We start from the raw sequence: 19,080 nt of genomic DNA on the forward strand, positions 1-19,080 counted from the left end.
GGGGTACCTCATCGTCGTTCGAAAGGGATTTACTGAATGTGGCTGGTGAGATCGAGCATGGGCAGCAAAATCGCCGCCATGATCACCGCCACCAGCAAGGTCATCACGATGGTCAGCGCCGGCACCAGCGCCGCCAGCAGGCGGTCGATGGCGCGGCGGCTTTCCAGCTCGAAGGTATCGGCCACCTTCAACAGCATAGTGTCGAGCTGGCCGGCCTCCTCGCCCACCTGCACCATCTGCAGGGCGAGGCGGGGGAAGCGTTGCGATTGGGCCAGCGCGAAGGACAGGCCGGTGCCCTCCTTCACCTGCTCGGAGGCCTGCGCCAGCGCCAGGTCGAGTGCCTTGTTGGCGGTGACCTGGCGCGCGATGCCGAGCGAGGTGAGCAGCGGCACACCGTTCTTGAGCAGCGTGCCGAGCGTGCGGGCGATGCGTGCGGTTTGCACTTTGAGCATCAAGGGACCGATCACTTTCATGGTCAGCAGGCGCGTATGCCAGGCCAGTAGCGCGGCCGGATCGCGCAGGCGCGAGCGGGCGATCAGTACGCCCACAATGAGCACGATGCCGATGGCCCACCACCAGGTCTGCAAGGTGTTGCCCACCGCCAGCACGATCTGCGTGATCAGTGGGATTGGCACCTGCATGTCTTCGAAGATCGGCACGAACTGCGGCACCACGTACGCCAGCAACAGCAGTAGCGAACCGAGCACGCCGACCATCAGGAAGGCCGGGTAGATCATCGCGTTGATGATGCTGCCACGCAGCTGCTGCGAGCGTTCCAGGTAATCGGCCAGGCGGCGCAACGTGTCTTCCAGCGAACCGCCTGCCTCGCCCGCACGCACCAGGCTGATGTAGAGCTTGGGAAACACGCTGTGCTCATCGTCCAGCGCCTGCGACAGCGGCGTGCCGCCGCGCACGCGATCGCGCACGCGCTCGATCAGCTGCTTGGCGCTGGCGCCTTCGGGCAGATCCATCAGGATGCCGAGCGCGCGATCCAGCGGCTGGCCGGCACCCAGCAAAGTTGCCAATTGGTGCGTGAACTGCGCCAGCTGATCGCCGGTAAAGGCGCCGCGCTTGAACCAGCCCGCCATGCCACTGCCACCGGCACCGCTGTCGGCAGCCTGCGCATCGAGCGGCGTGTGGCCCTGGTCCTGCAACCGGCTCACCACCTCCTCGAGGCTGGCCGCTTCCATCTGGCCCTGCAGCGTTTCGCCGGCGGCGCTGACGGCGCGGTAGCGGAATTGGGTCATGGGTGCACCCGATGAGCGCTATAACAAAGACGATGCACGCCTCTGCGCGACACAACCACACGCTCGTCATCCCGGCGCAGGCCGGAATGACGGTGAGAGGTGGAGAGCGCACAGGCGCCCCCTTGCTCTCGTGTCGAAGCCTCAACCTTCCTGCGTAACACGCAGCACCTCCTCGAGGGTGGTGACGCCCGCCACCGCCTTGGCGATCCCATCCTCGTACATGGTGCGCATGCCCTCGGCACGCGCGGCGCGTTCGATCTCGCCCGCATCGGCACGCTGCATCACCAGTCGGCGCAGCGGATCGGTCATCACCAGAAATTCCATGATGGCGCGGCGGCCGCGATAGCCGGACGGATTGGCGGCGCTGGTGCCCGGCTTCCACAAGCGGATCGGACGCTCATCGGTGTACTTGTGCAGCTCGAACTGCTCGATCACCTCGGGCAGCGCTTCATAGGACGTCGCCGTCTCCGGATCGAGCCGTCGCACCAGACGCTGGGCCAGGATGCCGTTGACGGTGGAACCGAGCAGATAGTCCTCCACGCCCATGTCGAGCAGACGTGTGATGCCGCCGGCGGCGCTATTGGTGTGCAACGTCGACAGCACCAGATGGCCGGTCAGCGCCGACTGGATCGCGATGCGGCAGGTCTCCAGATCGCGCATTTCGCCGATCATGATCACGTCCGGATCCTGGCGCACGATCGAGCGCAAGGCGCCCGCAAAATCGAGCCCGATCTGCGGCTTCACCTGGATCTGGTTGATGCCTTCGATCTGGTATTCCACCGGATCTTCGACGGTGATGATCTTCACGTCCGGCGTATTGATCTGCGACAGCGCGGTATACAGCGTGGTGGTCTTACCCGAGCCGGTGGGACCGGTCACCAGCAGAATACCGTGCGGCCGCTCCAGCACGTCGACGAAGCGCTGCTGGAAGTTATCGGTGAAGCCGAGCGAGGCGAAGTCGAACACCACCGACTCGCGATCGAGGATACGCATCACCACCGACTCGCCGAAACTGGTCGGCACGGTTGACACGCGCAGATCCAACTCCTTGCCCTGCACGCGCAGCTGGATGCGGCCATCCTGCGGCAGGCGGCGCTCGGCAATATTGAGCTTGGCCATGATCTTCACGCGCGAGATCACCGCGGCGGTGGAACTGGACGGCGGCGCCTCCACTTCGTGCAGCACGCCATCGATGCGGTAGCGCACCTTCAGGCGATTTTCGAACGGCTCGATATGCACGTCCGACGCGCGCTGTTCCACCGCGCGCTGGAGAATCAGATTGACCAGGCGGATCACCGGCGCCTCGGAAGCGAGATCGCGCAGGTGCTCCACGTCGTCTTCCACGGCGGCGCTGCCGTCGAGGTTTTCCACGATGGTGCCCATCGCCGAACGGCCGCTGCCGTAATAGCGCTCGATCAGATCGTCGATCTCCGAGCGCAGGCCGATGCGCATCACCACCGGTCGCCCGGCGGCCAGCTGGATGGCCTGCAACGGGTACGGATCAGCCGGGTCGGAGACGACCAGGCCCAGCCCGTCCTCGTCCACCCGCACCGGCACCACATGTTGCTGCTTGAGGAAGCGGACGGACACGTCCAGCTCCGCCGGGGGCATATCCGGCGCATCGCGAGCTGCCAAGAGGGGGATCGCGAGCAACTCGGACCAGGCCTCGGCTAGGTCACGCTCGGACACCAGGCCCAGGCGGGCCATCAGGCCCGTCAGGGTCCCGTCGGGCGACTCTTCGTGGAGACGGCGTGCACGTACGAGATCCGACTCCTTCAGCCGCCCACGGGAGACCAGCAGCGAGCAGACCGCCACTTCGCGGCCTTCCGTCGCCGCACCCTCCGCGTTGGCCGCCGGCTTTGCGACTGCCGACATGCATCACCCCGTTTCAAGACTGGTTCCAACCCGTTTGCCGCCCCCAACGACACCGGAGGCGCATTGTTAACACACCCGCCCATACACGCGCGAGCACGGTTTCTCACCTCGGCTCATTGGTTGGGACCGCACGGCGCGGCCAGTGTTCCGCGTTTCGTGGAAAGGAAGGGCATGGGGGATGGACGCCGCTTCGGGGCAGCTTACTTTTTCAATGGATTCGCAAGAACTCGCCGTCGCAGCAGCCGAGAAACGGCCGCCTTAGCGTTATTTGCGCTCCAAGGCTTAGACAGGTCGGCAGCCAGCGTCATCCGAACCCCGGCTGCCTTCCTTTTACTCACTACCAGCCGAAACTCATGCCCACCGTGCCGCTGGATTCCCCGCCCCTGGCGATGGACCCGCCGACCAGCACGGCGCCCTTACCAGGCAGGCGATAGGAGTAACCCACCGCCAGTGCGCCCTGACCGCCCTAGCCGCCCACCGCCGCACTGACGCGGTTCTGGGTGTTCGGTGAGGCGGCAATGGCGCCTGCCATGCCGGCATGGCGCTACCCATCGCACCCACGCGATCCAGTCGCGTGTCGACGGTATGGAACTGCTGGTTCACCTGGTCGCGGAAGGCGCTGAAATAGCCCGTCGTGGTGAAGCCCGTCAGCTTGCTGTCGGTATAGGCATTGGCAGAACTCAAGGTGCTCTGATCGCGTGCGTCGGCATGCCGTTTGGCCGTAACGAGTGCATCCTGCACCTGGCTAAAGTTTGCTGCGTCAGTGTTCCGGTGCGCGGTACCCAAGAGCCATTCGCGAAAAACCCCTACACATCAGTTCGCACGCGCCCCTTCCCTGGCTGTCCCGTGTATGGCCCCCTAGTCATGGGAGATCGGGAGATCTACTTCGCCAGAAAAATGGAAGATCAACCAACGACGTCTTCCAGATGCACGGCTATCGTCTCCGATTTCTCGTTGTCGCGGGAAAGCATGCAGTCGTCTCTATTCATCCGAATACCAACCTAAAAGGAATGCCATGAAAGAATTGAATTACGAAGAGCAACAGATGGTTTCGGGCGGCGCGAATGTCCCTCCGCCCAATGACATTCGTGGACCTACGATCCCAAGGCTTCCCGACGTTCCTCCGCCGAACGATATCCGGCTTCCTCTTTGAATACTAATTCACAGCAACGTTGACCACGCAAGGCTGGCCTAAGCCAAAAGCTTCGGTCAGCCTTGCGTTCCATCAGGCCATCATCCAAACCGGAAATTGATGATGAACCTTTATACGCTACCACTCGTTCGCGGATAGCGTGCAAACTATTATTGATCCACCGGATCTCGTGAAAACTTTACATGGCAAGACGTAAGCAACAAACGACCCGTTCCTCAATAGGCCGCGATTTATTCATCACTTCTCCTTTTGCCCCCTGGGCCTAGTCGAGGCAACCGTAACTTTACCCTTTATCGGAGTCGGCGGTACTGCTGGCTTTGGCATTGGGGCAACTCTTGGCGGCGTCGCTGGCGCCTATTTTTGCGACTGAAGGGCGATGCCGTTTTACCTTTGGTTCGTACTATTGGGACTCGGGACACTCTCCCGTGTATCCGCCAAAACCCCTTTAACAAGGGCAATCAGTGTCGCATACATGATGGTTTTGATCATTTTAATGTGGTCTGGTGCTTTCCACAGATAAGAGTAAAGATGAAGAAGGGTCGTGTTCCACGACCGTCCTTTTTGTGGTCGCTTGAGAACTTCACCCTATTCGATCCTATCGTGCAGAAGATTTAGCCTGAAGCGCCAAGTATTCAGGACGACTATGAATGATATTGTAGCGGTCTAACCGATATTCGCGGACTATTGCTAATAGCAGCGGACGCAATAAGAATGGGGCTCCGCCTTAATCCCATAAGAACCATGCTCGTCGATATTGGCGCTAACCTCTCACACGAATCCTTCCGGCACGATTTTGATGAGGTACTCCATCGTGCACAACATCATGGCGTGGTCCAACTTGTGGTAACTGGCGCATCGCTCGAGGGAAGCACGCATGCCTTAGCACTGGCGCAAGCACACCCAGGTTTGCTCTACGCCACGGCAGGCGTACACCCACACCACGCCATTGATTACGACGACGCCACGGATGCCTTGCTACGCGAGCTGGCGACGCGCGCCGAAGTCCGAGCCGTGGGCGAAACCGGCCTGGACTACAACCGCAACTATTCGCCCCGTGACGTGCAGTTGGCGGTGTTCGAGCGGCAGTTGCAGATCGCGACAGATGTGCAGAAGCCGTTGTTTCTGCATCAGCGCGACGCGCACCATGATTTTGTTGCCCTGCTTCGCTGCTATCGCGACAAGGTGCCGGCCGTGGTCGTGCACTGCTTTACCGATACGGACCAAGCGCTGCGCGACTATCTCGACCTGGATTGCCACATCGGCATCACCGGCTGGATCTGCGACGAACGGCGTGGCACGCATCTGCGTGAACTGGTGAAGACTATTCCCGCGAATCGATTGATGATAGAGACGGATGCACCGTACCTGCTGCCGCGCACGGTGAAGCCGCATCCGGCGCATCGACGCAATGAGCCGATGTATCTGCGGCATATCTGCGATGAGATTGCGCGCGACCGCGGAGAATCGTCCGAACAAACCGCGGCCAACAGCACGGCGACGGCGCGGGCTTTCTTTGGATTGCCTTCGGTCTGAAGGCGACGCATGCGTCGCCCTATGATGTGCGTGCTTGCCGGTGCAAGACCATTGAGCGCATACGGCCCGATGCGTTCGTGGATCAGCCGAAGGGTGGAAAGCCCATGGCTGCCGTCATGCGGCGCACTAGCCCGTCGCGACCTCCGCGTAAGGTGATGCCCAGCCAGCTGATGGGCATCAGTTTGCGAAAGCGCACAGGTGGATTGCGCGGCCAAAACCGCTCAGGCTCGCTCGCACATTCCGCAGGCGGAAACAGGTCGGACCATCATTGAGCACAACAACGCGCCGGAGCGCATCGATGGCTTCGTCGGAGATCTTCCCATCGACCGGCACGAGGTGGATCTTGGATTCTTTGTGCCGTGGATCGATCAGTGTGTGCGCGGGTCGACCATCGACAGTCAGCGGCAGACAGTTAGGGCCACCAACCTATTCCCAATCGCCTATGCAATTGTTGGGGAAATACGCGACGCGTGGCTGGTTGATTCTCTATCGTACCGCGGCACAGAAGCACGCCCACGCGTCGTTCGACGAGATCCTACAACTCGGCACAGATACAACCGATTTCACCCCGTTCGCCCGAATGGCTCTCTATATGTGGGAGGCCATTTAGTCAACCACCGGCTGAGACAGCAACGAAAGGTTGCCTGCCGTAGCGCCCTCAACCAGCGCGACATCCATCTCCCACATCTCGTTGTTGGGAAAGCAAGGTCGCTTACGTTTAACTGAGGTCGACTCAAAAGGAAAAACTATGAAAGAGCTAAACGTTGAGGAGCAACAAATGGTTTACGGTGGCGTAAATGTACCAAGTGTAATTTGGCATCCCGCGCCCCCGCCGCTAACCTGCCCCGTGGTTCCACCGCCCTGCTATCTCTAAAAGCACACTCAATCACCGACTATAGGCATTAACTCGATTCCGGTCCCCGGGATTTGTCGTCGACCCTTAATCGGACAATCGTCTTAAGATCATCTGAAGAACGAGCACGGCGCATCTAAGCTTCGGCTTAGATGCGCCACGAAATGGCAGGATTTTTTACGGACGTGGCCACATCTTCCAACTGATATTGTGCGCACACGAGCCAGCAAGTTCTATTTCCAAAGCCACTTGAAGAACCATGGAGCTTGGGGCTCTTTGCGCGCTCCTTCGCTATCGAAACCGACGCGCCGTATCTACTGCCACGCACGGTGAAGTCACATCCGGCACATCGACGCAATGGGCCGATGTATCTGCGGCATGTATGCGATGAAATTGCGGGCGATCGCGGGGAGTCACCGGAAGAAACAGCTGCACACAGCACGGCGAAAGCGCGGGCTTTCTTTGGATTGACTTCGGTCTGAAGGCGACGCGCGCATCAACCCACGATGCGCGTGCTTCCCGGCGCGAGTCCATCTAACGCATAAGACCCGACGCGTTCGCGGATCAGTCGAAGCGTGGGGAAACCCACGGCGGCCGTCATACGCCGCACCTGGCGGTTACGACCTTCGCGCAGGGTGATGCGTAGCCAGCTGGTGGGAATGAGTTTGCGATAGCGCACGGGCGGATCGCGTGGCCACAGCCATTCGGGCTCGGCGGCATGCTCGGCTTGCGCGGGCAGCGTCGGACCATCGTTGAGCACCACACCGCGCGCAAGCGAGGCGATCGCCTCGTCGGTAATCTGCCCATCGACCTGCACAAGATACGTCTTCGGCTCCTTGTGCTTCGGATCGGTGAGCTTGTGCGCCAGGCGGCCATCGTCGGTGAGCAGCAGCAAGCCCTCACTGTCGTGATCGAGCCGTCCGGCCGGATAGACGTCTTTTTGCTTGACGAAGGCCGCCAGCGTGGGGCGGCCGTCGGCGTCGCTGAACTGGCAGAGCACGCCGTACGGCTTATTGAGTGCGATGAGCATGCGAGAACAACAGCGCCCCGCGTCACGCGGGGCGCTTTAGCTTCAGTGCGAGGACGGCGCAGCCGCCGCTGCGTCCGGCTTCACGAAACGCAGCGTCATGCGATCCGATTCGCCGATGGCCTGGTACTTGGCGCGATCCTGCTCGCCCAGGGTCAGCGTGGGCGGCAACGTCCACACGCCCTTGGGATAATCCTTGGTGTCCTTCGGGTTCGCGTTGATCTCGCTCGATTCCTGCAGACGGAAGCCCGCATCGGTGGCGAGCTTGATCACCACATTCGTCGGCAGGTAGCCGCTGTCCTTGACGGCATCCAGGCTCGCGTTGTCGGTGGCGCGGTGATCTTCCACGCCGAGCACGCCACCCGGACGAAGCACGGCATAGAACGCCTTGAACATGGCCGGCGCGGTATCGGCCTCCACCCAGTTATGCACGTTGCGGAAGGTCAGCACCATGTCCGCCGAGGCAGCCGGACCGAACGACGGCGCCTTCGGATCGAATTCCACCAGTTGCGCCTTGCCGTAGTGCGCGGGGTCGGCGGCGAACTTCGCCTTCAGCGCGGTCAGGTCGCGGCTGGCTTCGCCGTCGACGGCAGGCTTGGCGGTGGCCGCGATGTAGTGGCCGTTGTTGCGCAACAGCGGCGCAAGAATTTCGGTGTACCAGCCGCCGCCCGGGGTGATTTCGACCACGGTGAGATCGGGCCGGATGCCGAAGAACTGCAACGTGCCCTTGGGATGGCGATAGACGTCGCGCGCCTTGTGGTCCGGCGCACGCCAGTCGCCCGCAATCACCTGATCGAGCTGCGAGGCGGTGAAATCGGTGGCGCTGGTGGGCGGCACCAGGGCGCCGGCCGGTTGATCCTGCGCCTGCGCATTGGCGGGCGCGGAATTGCCACTGCAAGCCGCCAGCAGCATCGCAAGCCCAAGGAACATACCGCTCTTCATCGAAAACCCCTATCAAAAAAAGCGTCTGAACCGCATGTACAGCATCGCGGCGCCAGCTTGCCGGCCATTATGTATACAAAGGGTGGAAACCCGGGGGTTTCCCCACTCTCCACGACCCCCAGCTAAGCATGCGAAGCTTGAGGTCGTCTTTCAGGCAGAGACTGGGCTCAGTAGTGGATGACCGAGCGGATGACCTTGCCTTCGTGCATCAGCTCGAACGCCTCGTTGATACGCTCCAGCGGCAACACCTTGGTGATCATCTCGTCGATCTTGATCTCGCCCGCCATGTAGCGGTCCACGTAACCGGGCAACTGCGAGCGCCCCTTCACGCCGCCGAAGGCCGAACCGCGCCACACGCGTCCCGTCACCAGTTGGAACGGACGCGTGCTGATCTCCTGTCCGGCACCGGCCACGCCGATGATCACCGACTCACCCCAGCCCTTGTGGCAGCATTCCAGTGCCGCACGCATCACGTTGACGTTGCCGATGCATTCGAATGAATAATCCACGCCGCCATCGGTGAGATCGACGATGACCTGCTGGATCGGTGTGTCCGGGTAGTCCTTCGGGTTGACGAAGTCGGTGGCGCCCAGTGCACGTGCCATCTCGAACTTGTCGGCGTTGGTATCGACCACCACGATGCGGCCCGCTCTCGCCATCACCGCGCCCTGTACCACCGAAAGACCGATGCCGCCGAGGCCAAACACCGCCACGCTCGCACCCGGTTCCACTTTCGCCGTGTTGAGCACGGCGCCGATGCCGGTGGTGATGCCGCAACCTAGCAGGCACACCTTTTCCAGCGGAGCAGCCTTGTTGATCTTGGCCAGCGAGATCTCCGGCAGCACGGTGTACTCGCTGAACGTGCTGGTGCCCATGTAATGCAGCAGCGGCTTGCCGTTGAGCGAGAAGCGCGAGCTGCCGTCCGGCATCACGCCACGACCCTGGGTGACGCGGATCTTCTGGCACAGGTTGGTCTTGCCGCTGAGGCAGAACTTGCACTGGCCGCACTCGGGCGTGTACAGCGGAATCACGTGGTCGCCCACTTTCAGCGAGGTGACGCCCTCGCCCACTTCCTCGACGATGCCGCCACCCTCGTGCCCCAGGATCACCGGGAACTGGCCTTCCGGATCGGCGCCCGAGAGGGTGAACGCATCGGTATGGCACACGCCCGTGGCCACGATGCGCACCAGCACTTCACCGGCCTTGGGTCCGGCCACATCGACCTGCTCGATGCACAGGGGCTTGCCTGCTTCCCAGGCGACGGCGGCGCGCGATTTCATGGCGTGGATCCTTGAGGGGTGAGGTGGGGAAAGCGAATGATGCAGGGTTGGGGTGGAATGTGGAACCGCTTCCGGCGTCGACTTTGGTGCAAAGCGGAGAACCTGTGGGAGCGCACCCTGTGCGCTACGACCGTTCGTCAAGGTATCGACGTGGCGCCGTCGCGCACAGGCTGCGCTCCCACAGGGTTATCGCCGCGTTCAACTGCTACTTGCGGTCGCATACGACATCGCTTCCGAATACTTTCCGGCTTCGCACAGCAGCCACTCGCGGAACGTGCGTAGACCGGCATGATCCTTCGCATGCTCGGGATAGACCAGGAAGTACGCCTCGGGGATCTGTTGGTAGCGATCGCCCAGCACCTTGAGCTGGCCGGCTTCGATCAGCGGACGCGCCAGCACCATGCGGCCCAGCGCCACGCCCATGCCTTCCATGGCGCCACGCTGCAGGGCGTCGGTATTGTCGAAGTGCGCCACGTAGCGACGCGGCAGCTCGGCATCGCCATCGGCGAACCAGTCACGCCAGCGGTCGCCCGGATCCCCCAGCAGCGGCCACTGGCTGAGGTCGTTAGGATCGAGTTCGCCCATGCGTTCCATCAGCGACGGCGCCGCCACCGGCGCGATCCATTCGCCGAACAGCCGTTCGGTGATCAGGCCGGGCCACGAGCCACGCCCATAGCGCACCGCAGCGTCCACCGGATCGCGTTCGAAATTCACCAGCTCCACGCTCGACTGCAGGTTGAGCTGCAGCTCCGGATGCGCGGCCACCAGTCGCGCCAGCCGCGGCACCAGCCAGCTCGACATCATGCCGGGAATGGCGCTGAGCGTGAGCACGTCGTCGCGGCGACAGCGGAAGCCGACCAGCGCCCGATCGATGCCCTCGAAATGCGGACCGACCGATTCCAGCAAGCGCCGGCCCTCGGCGGTGAGATGCACGCCACGCGGGCCACGTTCGAACAGCTTGCGCTCCAGCCGCTGCTCCAGCTGCTTGACCTGATGGCTGAGCGCGCTGACGGTAAGGTTGGCCTGTTCCGCGGCACGCGAAAGATTGCCCAGCCGGGCGACCTGGACGAACTGTTGGAGAAGATCCAGCGACACGCGTGCCATCTTGAATTTCCCTCAAGGCTGGCTTGCGAATATATCGCTTTTTCGCGGCCAGTGACGCCTTTACCTTGAGCTGGTGCTCAAGCGAGAGCGCCACGGGAGGATGTCATGAGCTCGATCTTCACGAACTTGCTGTTCATGCACGGCCACATCACCAACCTGGAACTGGCACGCCGCCTGGCAGAAGCGCCGGCGCCGACCGACAAGCCCACCGGCAAGCGCAAGCGCGCGTCCGCAGCGGCCGCCACGGTGCGCGGCCCGGTGGCGCCGTTGGCTCACGGCGGCTGCAGCCAGATCAGCGCTGCCGGCCCGCGAGCCGGCAGCGTGATCGTTACGGCCTTGCGGTGGGCAACTGCACGTTGACGGGTGCGCCGAGGTCCGCGGACGAGGGGCCTTCGGACACGCTGTACTGACCGCCGCGAATGACCCATTCGTGTTTGCCGGCATCGAAGTCGGCCAACAGGCGCGGCTCAAGAGGAATGGTGAGCGTGCGATGCTCGCCGGGCTTCAGGAAGACCTTGGCATAACCGGCAAGCCGCGCCGACTTGGCGCCGGGCACGTGCACATAGACCTGCGCCACGTCGGCACCGGCACGCGAGCCCGTGTTGGTCACGTCCACGGTCGCCTGCAGTTGCCTGCCCTTGGCATCGACCTTCAGGTCGCCGTGTTTGAACTGCGTGTACGAGAGACCGAAGCCGAACGGGAATAGCGGCTTGATGCCCTTGGCCTGGTACCAGCGATAACCCACATTGGCGCCTTCGATGGCGTAGTCGACCGTCTCGGGCGGCGTGCCGCCCGTCACTCCGGGAATATCCCGGCGTCGCAGTTGCGAGAGATCGCCGGGCCAGCTCACGGGCAATCGCCCCGAGGGATTCACCTTGCCCGACAGCAGGTTGGCAATCGCCTTGCCGCCGTCGCCGCCGGGGTACCAGGTCTCCAACACCGCACCCACCCGTTCGAGCCATGGCATGGCGACCGGACCGCTGTTTTCCAGCACTACGATCGTATGCGGATTGGCCTTGGCGACGGCCTCGACCAGCGCGTCCTGGTTGTCCGGCAAGGACAGGTCGGCCGTGTCGATCGATTCGGCCTGCCACTTCTGCACGAACACCACCGCCACCTGCGATTTCGCGGCGAGCGCAGCGGCAGCGGCTACGTCATTGCCCTCGGCGTATTGCACGCTTGCCTTGGGCGCCGCATCGCGCAGCGCTTTCAGCGGCGCGTACGGGTGGTACATCACCGGACCCGGCCAGGTCGTGGGTGCAATGCCCGGCACGGCATTGCCGCCCATCGCCGTCACCAGCGACGAACCGCCACCGGCAAGCACGCCCTTGTCGGCATGCGCGCCGATCACGGCGATGGATTGCAGCTTGTTGACGTCCAACGGGAGCAGTGCGTTCTCGTTGCGCAACAACACCGCGCCGGCTTCGAGCGTTTCACGCGCCACCTTGAGGTTGGCCTGGGAATCGATCGGCGCCTTGCCCGCGGGATACTGGAACAGGCCCGCTGCGAACATGCTGCGCAGGATGCGTTGCACCATGTCGTCGAGACGTGCCTGCTTCACCTCGCCCTTGGCGAGCGCGGCGCGCAGCGGTGCATCGAAATACACTTCCTTGTCGAACACTTCGCCCGCCGATTCCTGGTCGAGTCCCGCGTTCACCGATTTCGCCGCACTGTGTACGCCACCCCAATCGGACATCACGAAGCCGGGGTACTTCCAGTCGCGCTTGAGCACCTGGTTCATCAGGTAGTCGTTCTCGCACGCCCAGTCGCCGTTGATCTTGTTGTACGAACACATCACCGAACCGGGCTTGCCGATCTCGATCGCCAGTTCGAACGCGAGCAGGTCGGATTCGCGCATGGCCTGTTCGCCGATCTGTGCGCTGATGGTGTTGCGGCCCGTCTCCTGGTCGTTCAACGCGTAGTGCTTGATGGTGGAGATGACGTGCTGATCCTGGATGCCCTTGATCGCCTGGCCGACGATGGTGGCGGCCAGCAGCGGATCTTCGCCGGCGTACTCGAAATTGCGACCGTTGCGCGGCTCGCGGGTGAGGTTGATGCCGCCCGCCAGCAGCACGTTGAAACCCTTGCTGTGCGCTTCGCTGCCGATCATGGCGCCGCCGCGATAGGCCACCTGCGGATCCCAGCTTGCCGCGGTCACCGGACCGGCGGGCAGCGGGGTGGCGTGATCGCCGGGACGCATGCGGTCGGAGCTGGCCACGCCCAGGCCCGCATCGCTTTCTTCCAGCGCGGGAATGCCGAGTCGTTCGATCGGCGGCACGTAGCCCGCGGACGCGATGGCACCCTTCGGGAACGGCGCGGTGGCGGGACGATCGGGGCCGGCGTAATAGCTGCGGATCAGCTGGAATTTCTCGTCCTGCGTGAGTTGCGCAAGCAGGAGCTTGGCGCGCGCATCGGGCGAAAGCGTGTTGTCGCTCCATGGGCGGGTCGTTGTCTGCGACGCCGCCATACCGGCCCACATGCACAAACCCATCACAATGGCGCTCTTCAGAACCGTGCACCGCAGTGCTGCCGCCTTGCTTTTCATCCTTCCTCCTTCGCTGTCGCCGTCGGTCTACGCTCGCCTGGGCATCACAGACGGCGCGTATACTCGCGTCTCTCGGGACTTCGAGTATGCACTAAGAAGTTCTGTCCCACATCGAACACGGAGCACATCCATGCAACTGCGTCCTCTGGGCCGATCCTCGCTTTCCGTCGCACCGCTGGCCTTCGGCGGCAACGTCTTTGGCTGGAGCGCGGATGAGCAGCGCTCGTTCGAGCTGCTCGATGCGTTCGTCGATGCGGGCTTCAACCTGATCGATACGGCGGACGTCTACTCGGCGTGGGTGCCCGGCAATGGCGGCGGCGAATCGGAAACGATCATCGGCAAGTGGCTCAAGCGCAGCGGCAAGCGCGACAAGGTGGTGATCGCGACCAAGGTGGCGAAGTGGGCCGAGCATCCCGGCCTGTCGCCGATGAACATCAACCAGGCGGTGGAAGGCTCGCTCAAGCGCCTGCAGACCGACTACATCGATCTGTACCAGGCGCACGAGGACGACGCCACCGTGCCCTTGCACGAAACGCTGGGCGCGTTCGGCAAGCTGATCGAACAAGGCAAGGTCCGCGTGATCGGCGCATCGAACTACGGCGCTGATCGCTTTGGCGAGGCCTTGAAGGTATCGGCCGAACACCATTTGCCGCGTTACGAGACGCTGCAGCCCGAATACAACCTGGTCAGCCGGGGCGTCTACGAGAAAGAACTCGAACCGCTGGTGGTGGCCGAGACTATCGGTGTCATCAATTACTACGCGCTCGCCAGTGGTTTCCTGAGCGGAAAATATCGCAGTGAAACCGATCTCTCGAAGAGTGCGGCACGCAGCGGCTCGGTGCAGAAGTTCCTCAACAAGCACGGCTTCGGCGTGCTTGACGCGCTCGACAAGGTGGCCAAGGCGCATGGCGCGACGCCGGCGCAAGTGGCGCTGGCATGGTTGATCGCGCGGCCAAGCGTCACGGCGCCGATTGCCAGCGCCACCAGCGTTGCGCAGCTGAAGGAATTGCTGGGCGGCGTGGAGTTGCAGTTGAGCAGGGAAGACATCGTCGCGCTGGATCGGGCGAGCGCTTAGGCGATTCTCTCGTTGCCAAAGAAAAACGGCCGCGAAAGCGGCCGTTTTCTTACATGATGCGGTGCCTTTGTGGGAGCGCACTTGTGCGCGACAGCCACCTGGCAGCACCCGACTCGATGGGGCCGTCGCGCACAAGTGCGCTCCCACAAGGGTGAGGGCGGGAGTGCGGTTACGGTTGCGGCGAAGCCACGCCTTCCGCATCGCTGCCATCCGGCGCTTCGACCTGGTAACCCTGCGCCTTCAGGCGGCTAAGCAAGCCCTTGGGCGAAAGCAGCTCTTCCATCGACAACATGGCGAAGGTCTGCGCATTCGTGTTGATGGCCTGTTCCGCCGCGCTGAGCCACATCGCTTCGGCCTTCTGCTTCACGTCGTTGAAACCGAGCTGCTTGGCGAAGCCGGCTTCGGTCACCGCGGCAATGCACGCCTCACGCTGGTCGTTCATCGGCAGGCTGCGTAGCATGTCGATGTCGCCGGTGGCCCATGCATTCGCGCGCTCGGTGAGGCGCCCCATATCACGCTCCACCGTGTCGAGCGTGCGGCCGAAGCACGAGCGATCGTCCATAGGCGACGACTTGAAGGTCTTCAGCGCCGTACGCGGCTCTTCCACCATCATGGTGTAACGCACCGTTTCGAACTTCACGTTGTGCTTCTTGGCCAGGTCGCGCACGGTGTCCTTCACGCCACCCGACGAAGTGAGCCCATAGCGCTTGATCGCCTTGTCGTACAGTTCGACCGCCGCGAAGATCGGGCGCCAGTTCTCGATGCCGCTGTCGTTGCCGATGTATTGCTTCTTCAGCGTCAGCCAGCGCGCGTAGTCGGGTGCCGGTACCATCTGCTGCAGCGTCTGCCCGTCCGGATTCTTTCGCGCGCCCACCAGCGAGGGCAGCAGGAACAGCTTGCCGAAGAAGTTGGTCTTGGGCTTCAGCGCGATCGATGGCGGCCCCAGCACCTCCTGCGATTGCGCGATGGTCTGCTCGACCTCGTCGGTTTTCCATTGCATGCGATTGGGCAGCGGCGACAATGTACCGAGCACCCACATCACGTGATCGCCCTTGCTGACCCGCCACAGACCGGGACCGGGCTGGATGCCGCTCACGGTCACCGCCTCCAGGTTCTGCACCTGGCCCGGCGCGCTGCTCGCGGGCGCGGGCGCGTTCTGCGCGGCAGCCGTGCCAGCCGCGGCAAGCAAACCCGCAAGCAGGACGGTGGATAACGAACGAGCCAGGCGGGTGGATGTCATCGCTTCGAATTCCTTGCAAGGTTGCATTGAGACACGCACGCGGCAGCCGGGTTCCTGGAGCACGGCCACACATTCGGCGAGCTGAAGCCGCCATCCGCGCGTCATTCTAGAACGGGTGCACATGTAGGCTGACGACAGACGTCGGATCGCTATGCAGCTGGCATTCGGTTTCGCAGCAACACAACGTTCATCCAGTGCCGCGCGCCGCCGACGAATCCAGGCAGGGCGTGACTACGCGCTTCAACACGCCACTGTCGTCGGGCCAGCGAAAAACCACCTTTAGCGTCTTGCCACCTTTGGCTGCTGGCAGGTCGAGCGTTAGCGTTCCGCCTCCGACCAGCCCCTGGCGCACCAGCGCATCCACATTGCCCGTGGATACGCCGAAGATGAACGGTGTGCCGACATTGAACGCACCGCCGTCGCCGTACCAGCCGCCGACGGCAAGCTTGATGGTTGGTGCTGCCGATTGAGTCACGCGCATCGGTCCGTGCGCCGTCGCATCGGGCCCCTCGTAGGGATCCGTATCGAAGCCAAGCGCCTTCGGATCGATCACCAGTTCCATCGACACATGGCCGCCATCGCTACGGCAGGCAAATGCCAGGGTCGCGTTCGCGGAGTATTGCTGATAACTGGCGGTGCCAGCGATGCGTGCGCGATACAGCGGCGCGGCCTGCTCAGGCTGTTCGAACAGCCAAAGATTGGCTGCACCCTGAGGGCTTGCGCTCAGCGCGAGTGAGGGGCACAGGGCCAACCATGGCAGCAGGCGCCAGATCCTTCGGGAACTCGTTGCGCAGCTTCGAATGCTGGATAGGGTCGGCACGGGCGTTGTTCTCCACTGGGCGAGTATCCGGACGTAGCGGTCGAACTGTCGTCCGGGGATAGACGTGCTTGCAGCGATCAAAGATCCGCGAATTAAGCGACCAGGCAAGCCCGTCATACACCAGCACCGCTGTAGGGACCGTCTTCATTTCTGAAGGGCCGACCGATCATTCGCAAAAATTAACGACTTCCCTGGATATACGCCAGAGATTGGGCGCGAGGCGCGATGGCCGGAGGTGCACATCGTTTCGCTCCGCTCGTCGCGAAACCTCGACTGGTTTCAATTCATGGAGGAATTATGCGTCGCTACCCGAACCACCAACGAATCCTTGCAATTCTCATTGCCGCAAGCCTCGGCACCATCGCCCCGGACCGCGCCCAGGCGGCCGATACAGCAGCATTCTGGAAAGACCGCACGCCCACCAACCTGGCCGCCAAGACACCCACCACCGTGGCGCCCGCAAGATACCGGGCCGTCGTACTCGATCTTGGCGCATTGAAGACCGAGCTCGGCGCTGCTGCAACGTCGATCCGGCAGGGCCGCAGCAATAACCTGGCACTGCCCCTGCCCGAAGGCGGCGTCACCTACTTCACCTTGAGCGAATCGAATGTGCTGCCCGCCGCGCTTGCCAGTCGCTATCCGCAACTGAAGAGCTACAAGGGCGTCGACGAAAAGGGGCGCCACGTACGTCTCGACATCACGCCTTACGGTTTGCAGGCCATGGTTTATGGCGACGACGGCGGCGCCTGGATCGTGCAGCCGGCGCTGCAGTTGTCCGGCAAAGCCATCCGGGCCAGCGACCGCGGGGACGAGTACTGGAGTTTTCGCCGTGCGGATCTTTCCGCATCGGCGCCGTTCAACGAGCAGGGCTATCCGTCGGGCATGCTCAACCGCAGTGCCATGCGGCCGTACGTGGCGGCTTCCAAAACGCCAGGATCACGCGCCGGCGGCTCGGTGATGTACGACTACCGTTTGGCGATGGCTGCCACCAGCACTTATACGGAAAGCTTCGGCGGCACGGTGGCCGATGGTTTGGCGGCGATCGCCACCATGGTCAATCGCCTCAACGAGGTCTATGAGAATGACCTGGGCGTGCATTTCACGCTGATCGCCGATGCGGACAAGATCATCTACACCGCGCCCGCAAACGACCCCTATGCGGAGCTTGAACCCGGCGGCGAAGGCATCAACGAAGAGAACGTGACGAACCTGGCCCAGGTCATCGGCAACGCGAACTTCGATGTCGGCCACGTGGTGGCGGGCGACGGTGGCGGCGGCATGGCCTGGATCGCCAGCACCTGCGATGACGAAGTGAAAGCCTATGGCAGCACGGGACGCACCAATCCCGTGGGCGATGCATTCGCGGTCGACTTCGTCGCGCACGAGCTGGGCCATTCGTTCGGTTCGTATCACACGCACAATGCGCAGCAGAGCACGCTGCCCGACAAGGCGGTCGAGCCGGGCGAGGGTTCGACGGTGATGGGCTACGCCGGCGTCATCGGCGGCGTCTTCTCCTATCAGCCGCACAGCGATCCGTACTTCAACGGCAGCAGCATCGATTCGATTCAGGACTGGATGGCCGGGGCGGGCGGCGTATGTGCAAAGCGCAAGCTGAACCTGGGTGCGGCACCGTGGATCGCGCCGGAATCGCTGCTGCCACCCGATATCTTCAGTTCTTCGGCCGGACGCTCCCGCTACACCCTGCCCGCGCGTACTCCCTTCGCGCTGACGGCGGCCGTCACCTCCAACAACGCGAGCAAGCTGACCTACACTTGGGAGCAGTTCGACTTTGGCCCCGCACAAGCCGGCAAATTGAAGGACGACGGACGTAGCCCCATCTTTCGCTCTTTCAAACCACACGCCAGCATCGAGCAGACGTTCCCCAGCCTGGCGGCCGTACTTGGCACTGAGCCATTGGGCAATGGGCAGGTGTATCCGGCGACCACGCGCCAGCTCAGCTTCCACCTCACGGTGCGCGACAATGCATTGCGCTCGGGCACAGCCAACACCGGCCCCCATACCGCGACCGGGAATATCTACCTCAATGTGCTCGACACTGGCAGCGCCTTCGCCGTCACCGCACCGAAGACGGCCGTCACCTGGAAGAGCGGCTCCGAACAGACCGTGACCTGGAATGTCGCCAAGACGGACAAGGCGCCCATCGCCTGTCCCAAGGTCGACGTGGGACTCTCGCTCGATGGCGGCTATACGTGGGGCACTGCGGCCTTGGCGCGCGTCGTACCCAATACGGGAAGCGCGAAGATCAAGCTGCCAGCCAATATGGTCAGCACCAAGGCGCGCATACGGGTGAGCTGCAGCAACAACGTGTTCTTTGCGGTGTCGCCGGTCAACCTCAACCTGTCGCGTTGACCGCCGGATAGCTGCG

At 62.9% G+C, this 19,080-nt stretch carries 15 protein-coding genes and 1 pseudogene; 6 read left to right on the forward strand and 10 right to left on the reverse strand.

Annotated elements, in window-relative coordinates; translation table 11 throughout:
* Nucleotides 1-29 precede the first annotated feature (29 nt).
* The 3 genes from gspF to ACN9MB_RS21000 form a co-directional block, all read right to left on the reverse strand.
* Nucleotides 30-1,247, reverse strand: a complete 1,218-nt coding sequence (gspF, locus tag ACN9MB_RS20990) for a type II secretion system inner membrane protein GspF (protein WP_426270178.1) — start codon at nucleotides 1,245-1,247, stop codon at nucleotides 30-32.
* Between the two features lie 141 nt (nucleotides 1,248-1,388).
* Entirely contained in the window at nucleotides 1,389-3,122 is a 1,734-nt protein-coding gene (gspE, locus tag ACN9MB_RS20995; protein ID WP_204638172.1) for a type II secretion system ATPase GspE, read from the reverse strand.
* A 337-nt stretch (nucleotides 3,123-3,459) separates the two neighbouring features.
* Nucleotides 3,460-3,567 carry a hypothetical protein gene (locus ACN9MB_RS21000; protein ID WP_426270179.1) on the reverse strand — a complete coding sequence of 36 codons (108 nt, stop codon included), beginning with the start codon at nucleotides 3,565-3,567 and terminating at the stop codon, nucleotides 3,460-3,462.
* Between the two features lie 140 nt (nucleotides 3,568-3,707).
* On the opposite strand from ACN9MB_RS21000, the gene ACN9MB_RS21005 reads away from it, so the two are divergent.
* The 3 genes and pseudogenes from ACN9MB_RS21005 to ACN9MB_RS21015 form a co-directional block, all read left to right on the forward strand.
* Nucleotides 3,708-4,127, forward strand: coding sequence for a hypothetical protein (locus tag ACN9MB_RS21005; RefSeq protein ID WP_426270180.1), 420 nt, complete (start codon nucleotides 3,708-3,710; stop codon nucleotides 4,125-4,127).
* A gap of 889 nt (nucleotides 4,128-5,016) precedes the next feature.
* Nucleotides 5,017-5,808 carry a TatD family hydrolase gene (locus ACN9MB_RS21010; RefSeq protein WP_426270181.1) on the forward strand — a complete coding sequence of 264 codons (792 nt, stop codon included), beginning with the start codon at nucleotides 5,017-5,019 and terminating at the stop codon, nucleotides 5,806-5,808.
* A gap of 1,140 nt (nucleotides 5,809-6,948) precedes the next feature.
* Nucleotides 6,949-7,143 (forward strand): annotated as a pseudogene (locus ACN9MB_RS21015) (TatD family hydrolase); the annotation flags it as partial.
* 14 nt (nucleotides 7,144-7,157) lie between these two features.
* On the opposite strand, the gene ACN9MB_RS21020 reads toward ACN9MB_RS21015, so the two are convergent.
* The 4 genes from ACN9MB_RS21020 to ACN9MB_RS21035 form a co-directional block, all read right to left on the reverse strand.
* Nucleotides 7,158-7,691: a pseudouridine synthase gene (locus tag ACN9MB_RS21020; protein WP_426270182.1), complete on the reverse strand. Its 534-nt coding sequence runs from the start codon at nucleotides 7,689-7,691 to the stop codon at nucleotides 7,158-7,160.
* A gap of 42 nt (nucleotides 7,692-7,733) precedes the next feature.
* Nucleotides 7,734-8,618 carry a class I SAM-dependent methyltransferase gene (locus ACN9MB_RS21025; RefSeq protein ID WP_426270183.1) on the reverse strand — a complete coding sequence of 295 codons (885 nt, stop codon included), beginning with the start codon at nucleotides 8,616-8,618 and terminating at the stop codon, nucleotides 7,734-7,736.
* 179 nt (nucleotides 8,619-8,797) lie between these two features.
* Nucleotides 8,798-9,910 (reverse strand): S-(hydroxymethyl)glutathione dehydrogenase/class III alcohol dehydrogenase, encoded by a 1,113-nt coding sequence (locus ACN9MB_RS21030; RefSeq protein ID WP_204638167.1) that lies wholly within the window; start codon nucleotides 9,908-9,910, stop codon nucleotides 8,798-8,800.
* A 198-nt stretch (nucleotides 9,911-10,108) separates the two neighbouring features.
* Nucleotides 10,109-11,014 (reverse strand): LysR substrate-binding domain-containing protein, encoded by a 906-nt coding sequence (locus ACN9MB_RS21035; protein ID WP_426270184.1) that lies wholly within the window; start codon nucleotides 11,012-11,014, stop codon nucleotides 10,109-10,111.
* Nucleotides 11,015-11,119: 105 nt separating this feature from the next.
* On the opposite strand from ACN9MB_RS21035, the gene ACN9MB_RS21040 reads away from it, so the two are divergent.
* On the forward strand, nucleotides 11,120-11,374 hold the full coding sequence (locus tag ACN9MB_RS21040) for a hypothetical protein (RefSeq protein WP_426270185.1): 255 nt from the start codon (nucleotides 11,120-11,122) through the stop codon (nucleotides 11,372-11,374).
* Here the strand turns inward: ACN9MB_RS21040 and ACN9MB_RS21045 are convergent.
* Complete coding sequence (locus ACN9MB_RS21045) at nucleotides 11,343-13,559, reverse strand: beta-glucosidase (protein WP_426270186.1); 2,217 nt, start codon at nucleotides 13,557-13,559, stop codon at nucleotides 11,343-11,345. The two genes, ACN9MB_RS21040 and ACN9MB_RS21045, sit on opposite strands and share 32 nt — an antisense overlap.
* 130 nt (nucleotides 13,560-13,689) lie before the next feature.
* On the opposite strand from ACN9MB_RS21045, the gene ACN9MB_RS21050 reads away from it, so the two are divergent.
* On the forward strand, nucleotides 13,690-14,634 hold the full coding sequence (locus ACN9MB_RS21050; protein ID WP_426270187.1) for an aldo/keto reductase: 945 nt from the start codon (nucleotides 13,690-13,692) through the stop codon (nucleotides 14,632-14,634).
* A 169-nt stretch (nucleotides 14,635-14,803) separates the two neighbouring features.
* On the opposite strand, the gene ACN9MB_RS21055 is transcribed toward ACN9MB_RS21050, so the two are convergent.
* Nucleotides 14,804-15,874, reverse strand: a complete 1,071-nt coding sequence (locus ACN9MB_RS21055) for a TraB/GumN family protein (protein ID WP_426270188.1) — start codon at nucleotides 15,872-15,874, stop codon at nucleotides 14,804-14,806.
* Nucleotides 15,875-16,061: 187 nt separating this feature from the next.
* Nucleotides 16,062-16,811, reverse strand: a complete 750-nt coding sequence (locus ACN9MB_RS21060) for a hypothetical protein (RefSeq protein WP_426270189.1) — start codon at nucleotides 16,809-16,811, stop codon at nucleotides 16,062-16,064.
* 180 nt (nucleotides 16,812-16,991) lie between these two features.
* Here ACN9MB_RS21060 and ACN9MB_RS21065 point away from each other — a divergent pair, with 180 nt between their 5' ends.
* The gene (locus tag ACN9MB_RS21065) at nucleotides 16,992-19,064 is read left to right on the forward strand and encodes a reprolysin-like metallopeptidase (protein WP_426270190.1); all 2,073 of its coding nucleotides are present in this window, start codon (nucleotides 16,992-16,994) and stop codon (nucleotides 19,062-19,064) included.
* The last annotated feature ends 16 nt before the right edge of the window (nucleotides 19,065-19,080 follow it).

The organism is Dyella kyungheensis (assembly GCF_049913195.1).
GTDB classification, from domain to species: Bacteria; Pseudomonadota; Gammaproteobacteria; order Xanthomonadales; family Rhodanobacteraceae; genus Dyella; species Dyella kyungheensis.

Coding starts and splice junctions, on each gene's coding strand:
- ACN9MB_RS21020 (WP_426270182.1), bottom strand. CDS start 7,691: ATGCTCATCGCACTCAATAAGCCGTACGGCGTGCTCTGCCAGTTCAGC.
- gspF (WP_426270178.1), bottom strand. CDS start 1,247: ATGACCCAATTCCGCTACCGCGCCGTCAGCGCCGCCGGCGAAACGCTG.
- ACN9MB_RS21055 (WP_426270188.1), bottom strand. CDS start 15,874: ATGACATCCACCCGCCTGGCTCGTTCGTTATCCACCGTCCTGCTTGCG.
- ACN9MB_RS21010 (WP_426270181.1), top strand. CDS start 5,017: ATGCTCGTCGATATTGGCGCTAACCTCTCACACGAATCCTTCCGGCAC.
- ACN9MB_RS21025 (WP_426270183.1), bottom strand. CDS start 8,618: ATGTTCCTTGGGCTTGCGATGCTGCTGGCGGCTTGCAGTGGCAATTCC.
- ACN9MB_RS21030 (WP_204638167.1), bottom strand. CDS start 9,910: ATGAAATCGCGCGCCGCCGTCGCCTGGGAAGCAGGCAAGCCCCTGTGC.
- gspE (WP_204638172.1), bottom strand. CDS start 3,122: ATGTCGGCAGTCGCAAAGCCGGCGGCCAACGCGGAGGGTGCGGCGACG.
- ACN9MB_RS21005 (WP_426270180.1), top strand. CDS start 3,708: ATGGAACTGCTGGTTCACCTGGTCGCGGAAGGCGCTGAAATAGCCCGT.
- ACN9MB_RS21040 (WP_426270185.1), top strand. CDS start 11,120: ATGAGCTCGATCTTCACGAACTTGCTGTTCATGCACGGCCACATCACC.
- ACN9MB_RS21060 (WP_426270189.1), bottom strand. CDS start 16,811: ATGACGGGCTTGCCTGGTCGCTTAATTCGCGGATCTTTGATCGCTGCA.
- ACN9MB_RS21050 (WP_426270187.1), top strand. CDS start 13,690: ATGCAACTGCGTCCTCTGGGCCGATCCTCGCTTTCCGTCGCACCGCTG.
- ACN9MB_RS21065 (WP_426270190.1), top strand. CDS start 16,992: ATGCGTCGCTACCCGAACCACCAACGAATCCTTGCAATTCTCATTGCC.
- ACN9MB_RS21045 (WP_426270186.1), bottom strand. CDS start 13,559: ATGAAAAGCAAGGCGGCAGCACTGCGGTGCACGGTTCTGAAGAGCGCC.
- ACN9MB_RS21035 (WP_426270184.1), bottom strand. CDS start 11,014: ATGGCACGCGTGTCGCTGGATCTTCTCCAACAGTTCGTCCAGGTCGCC.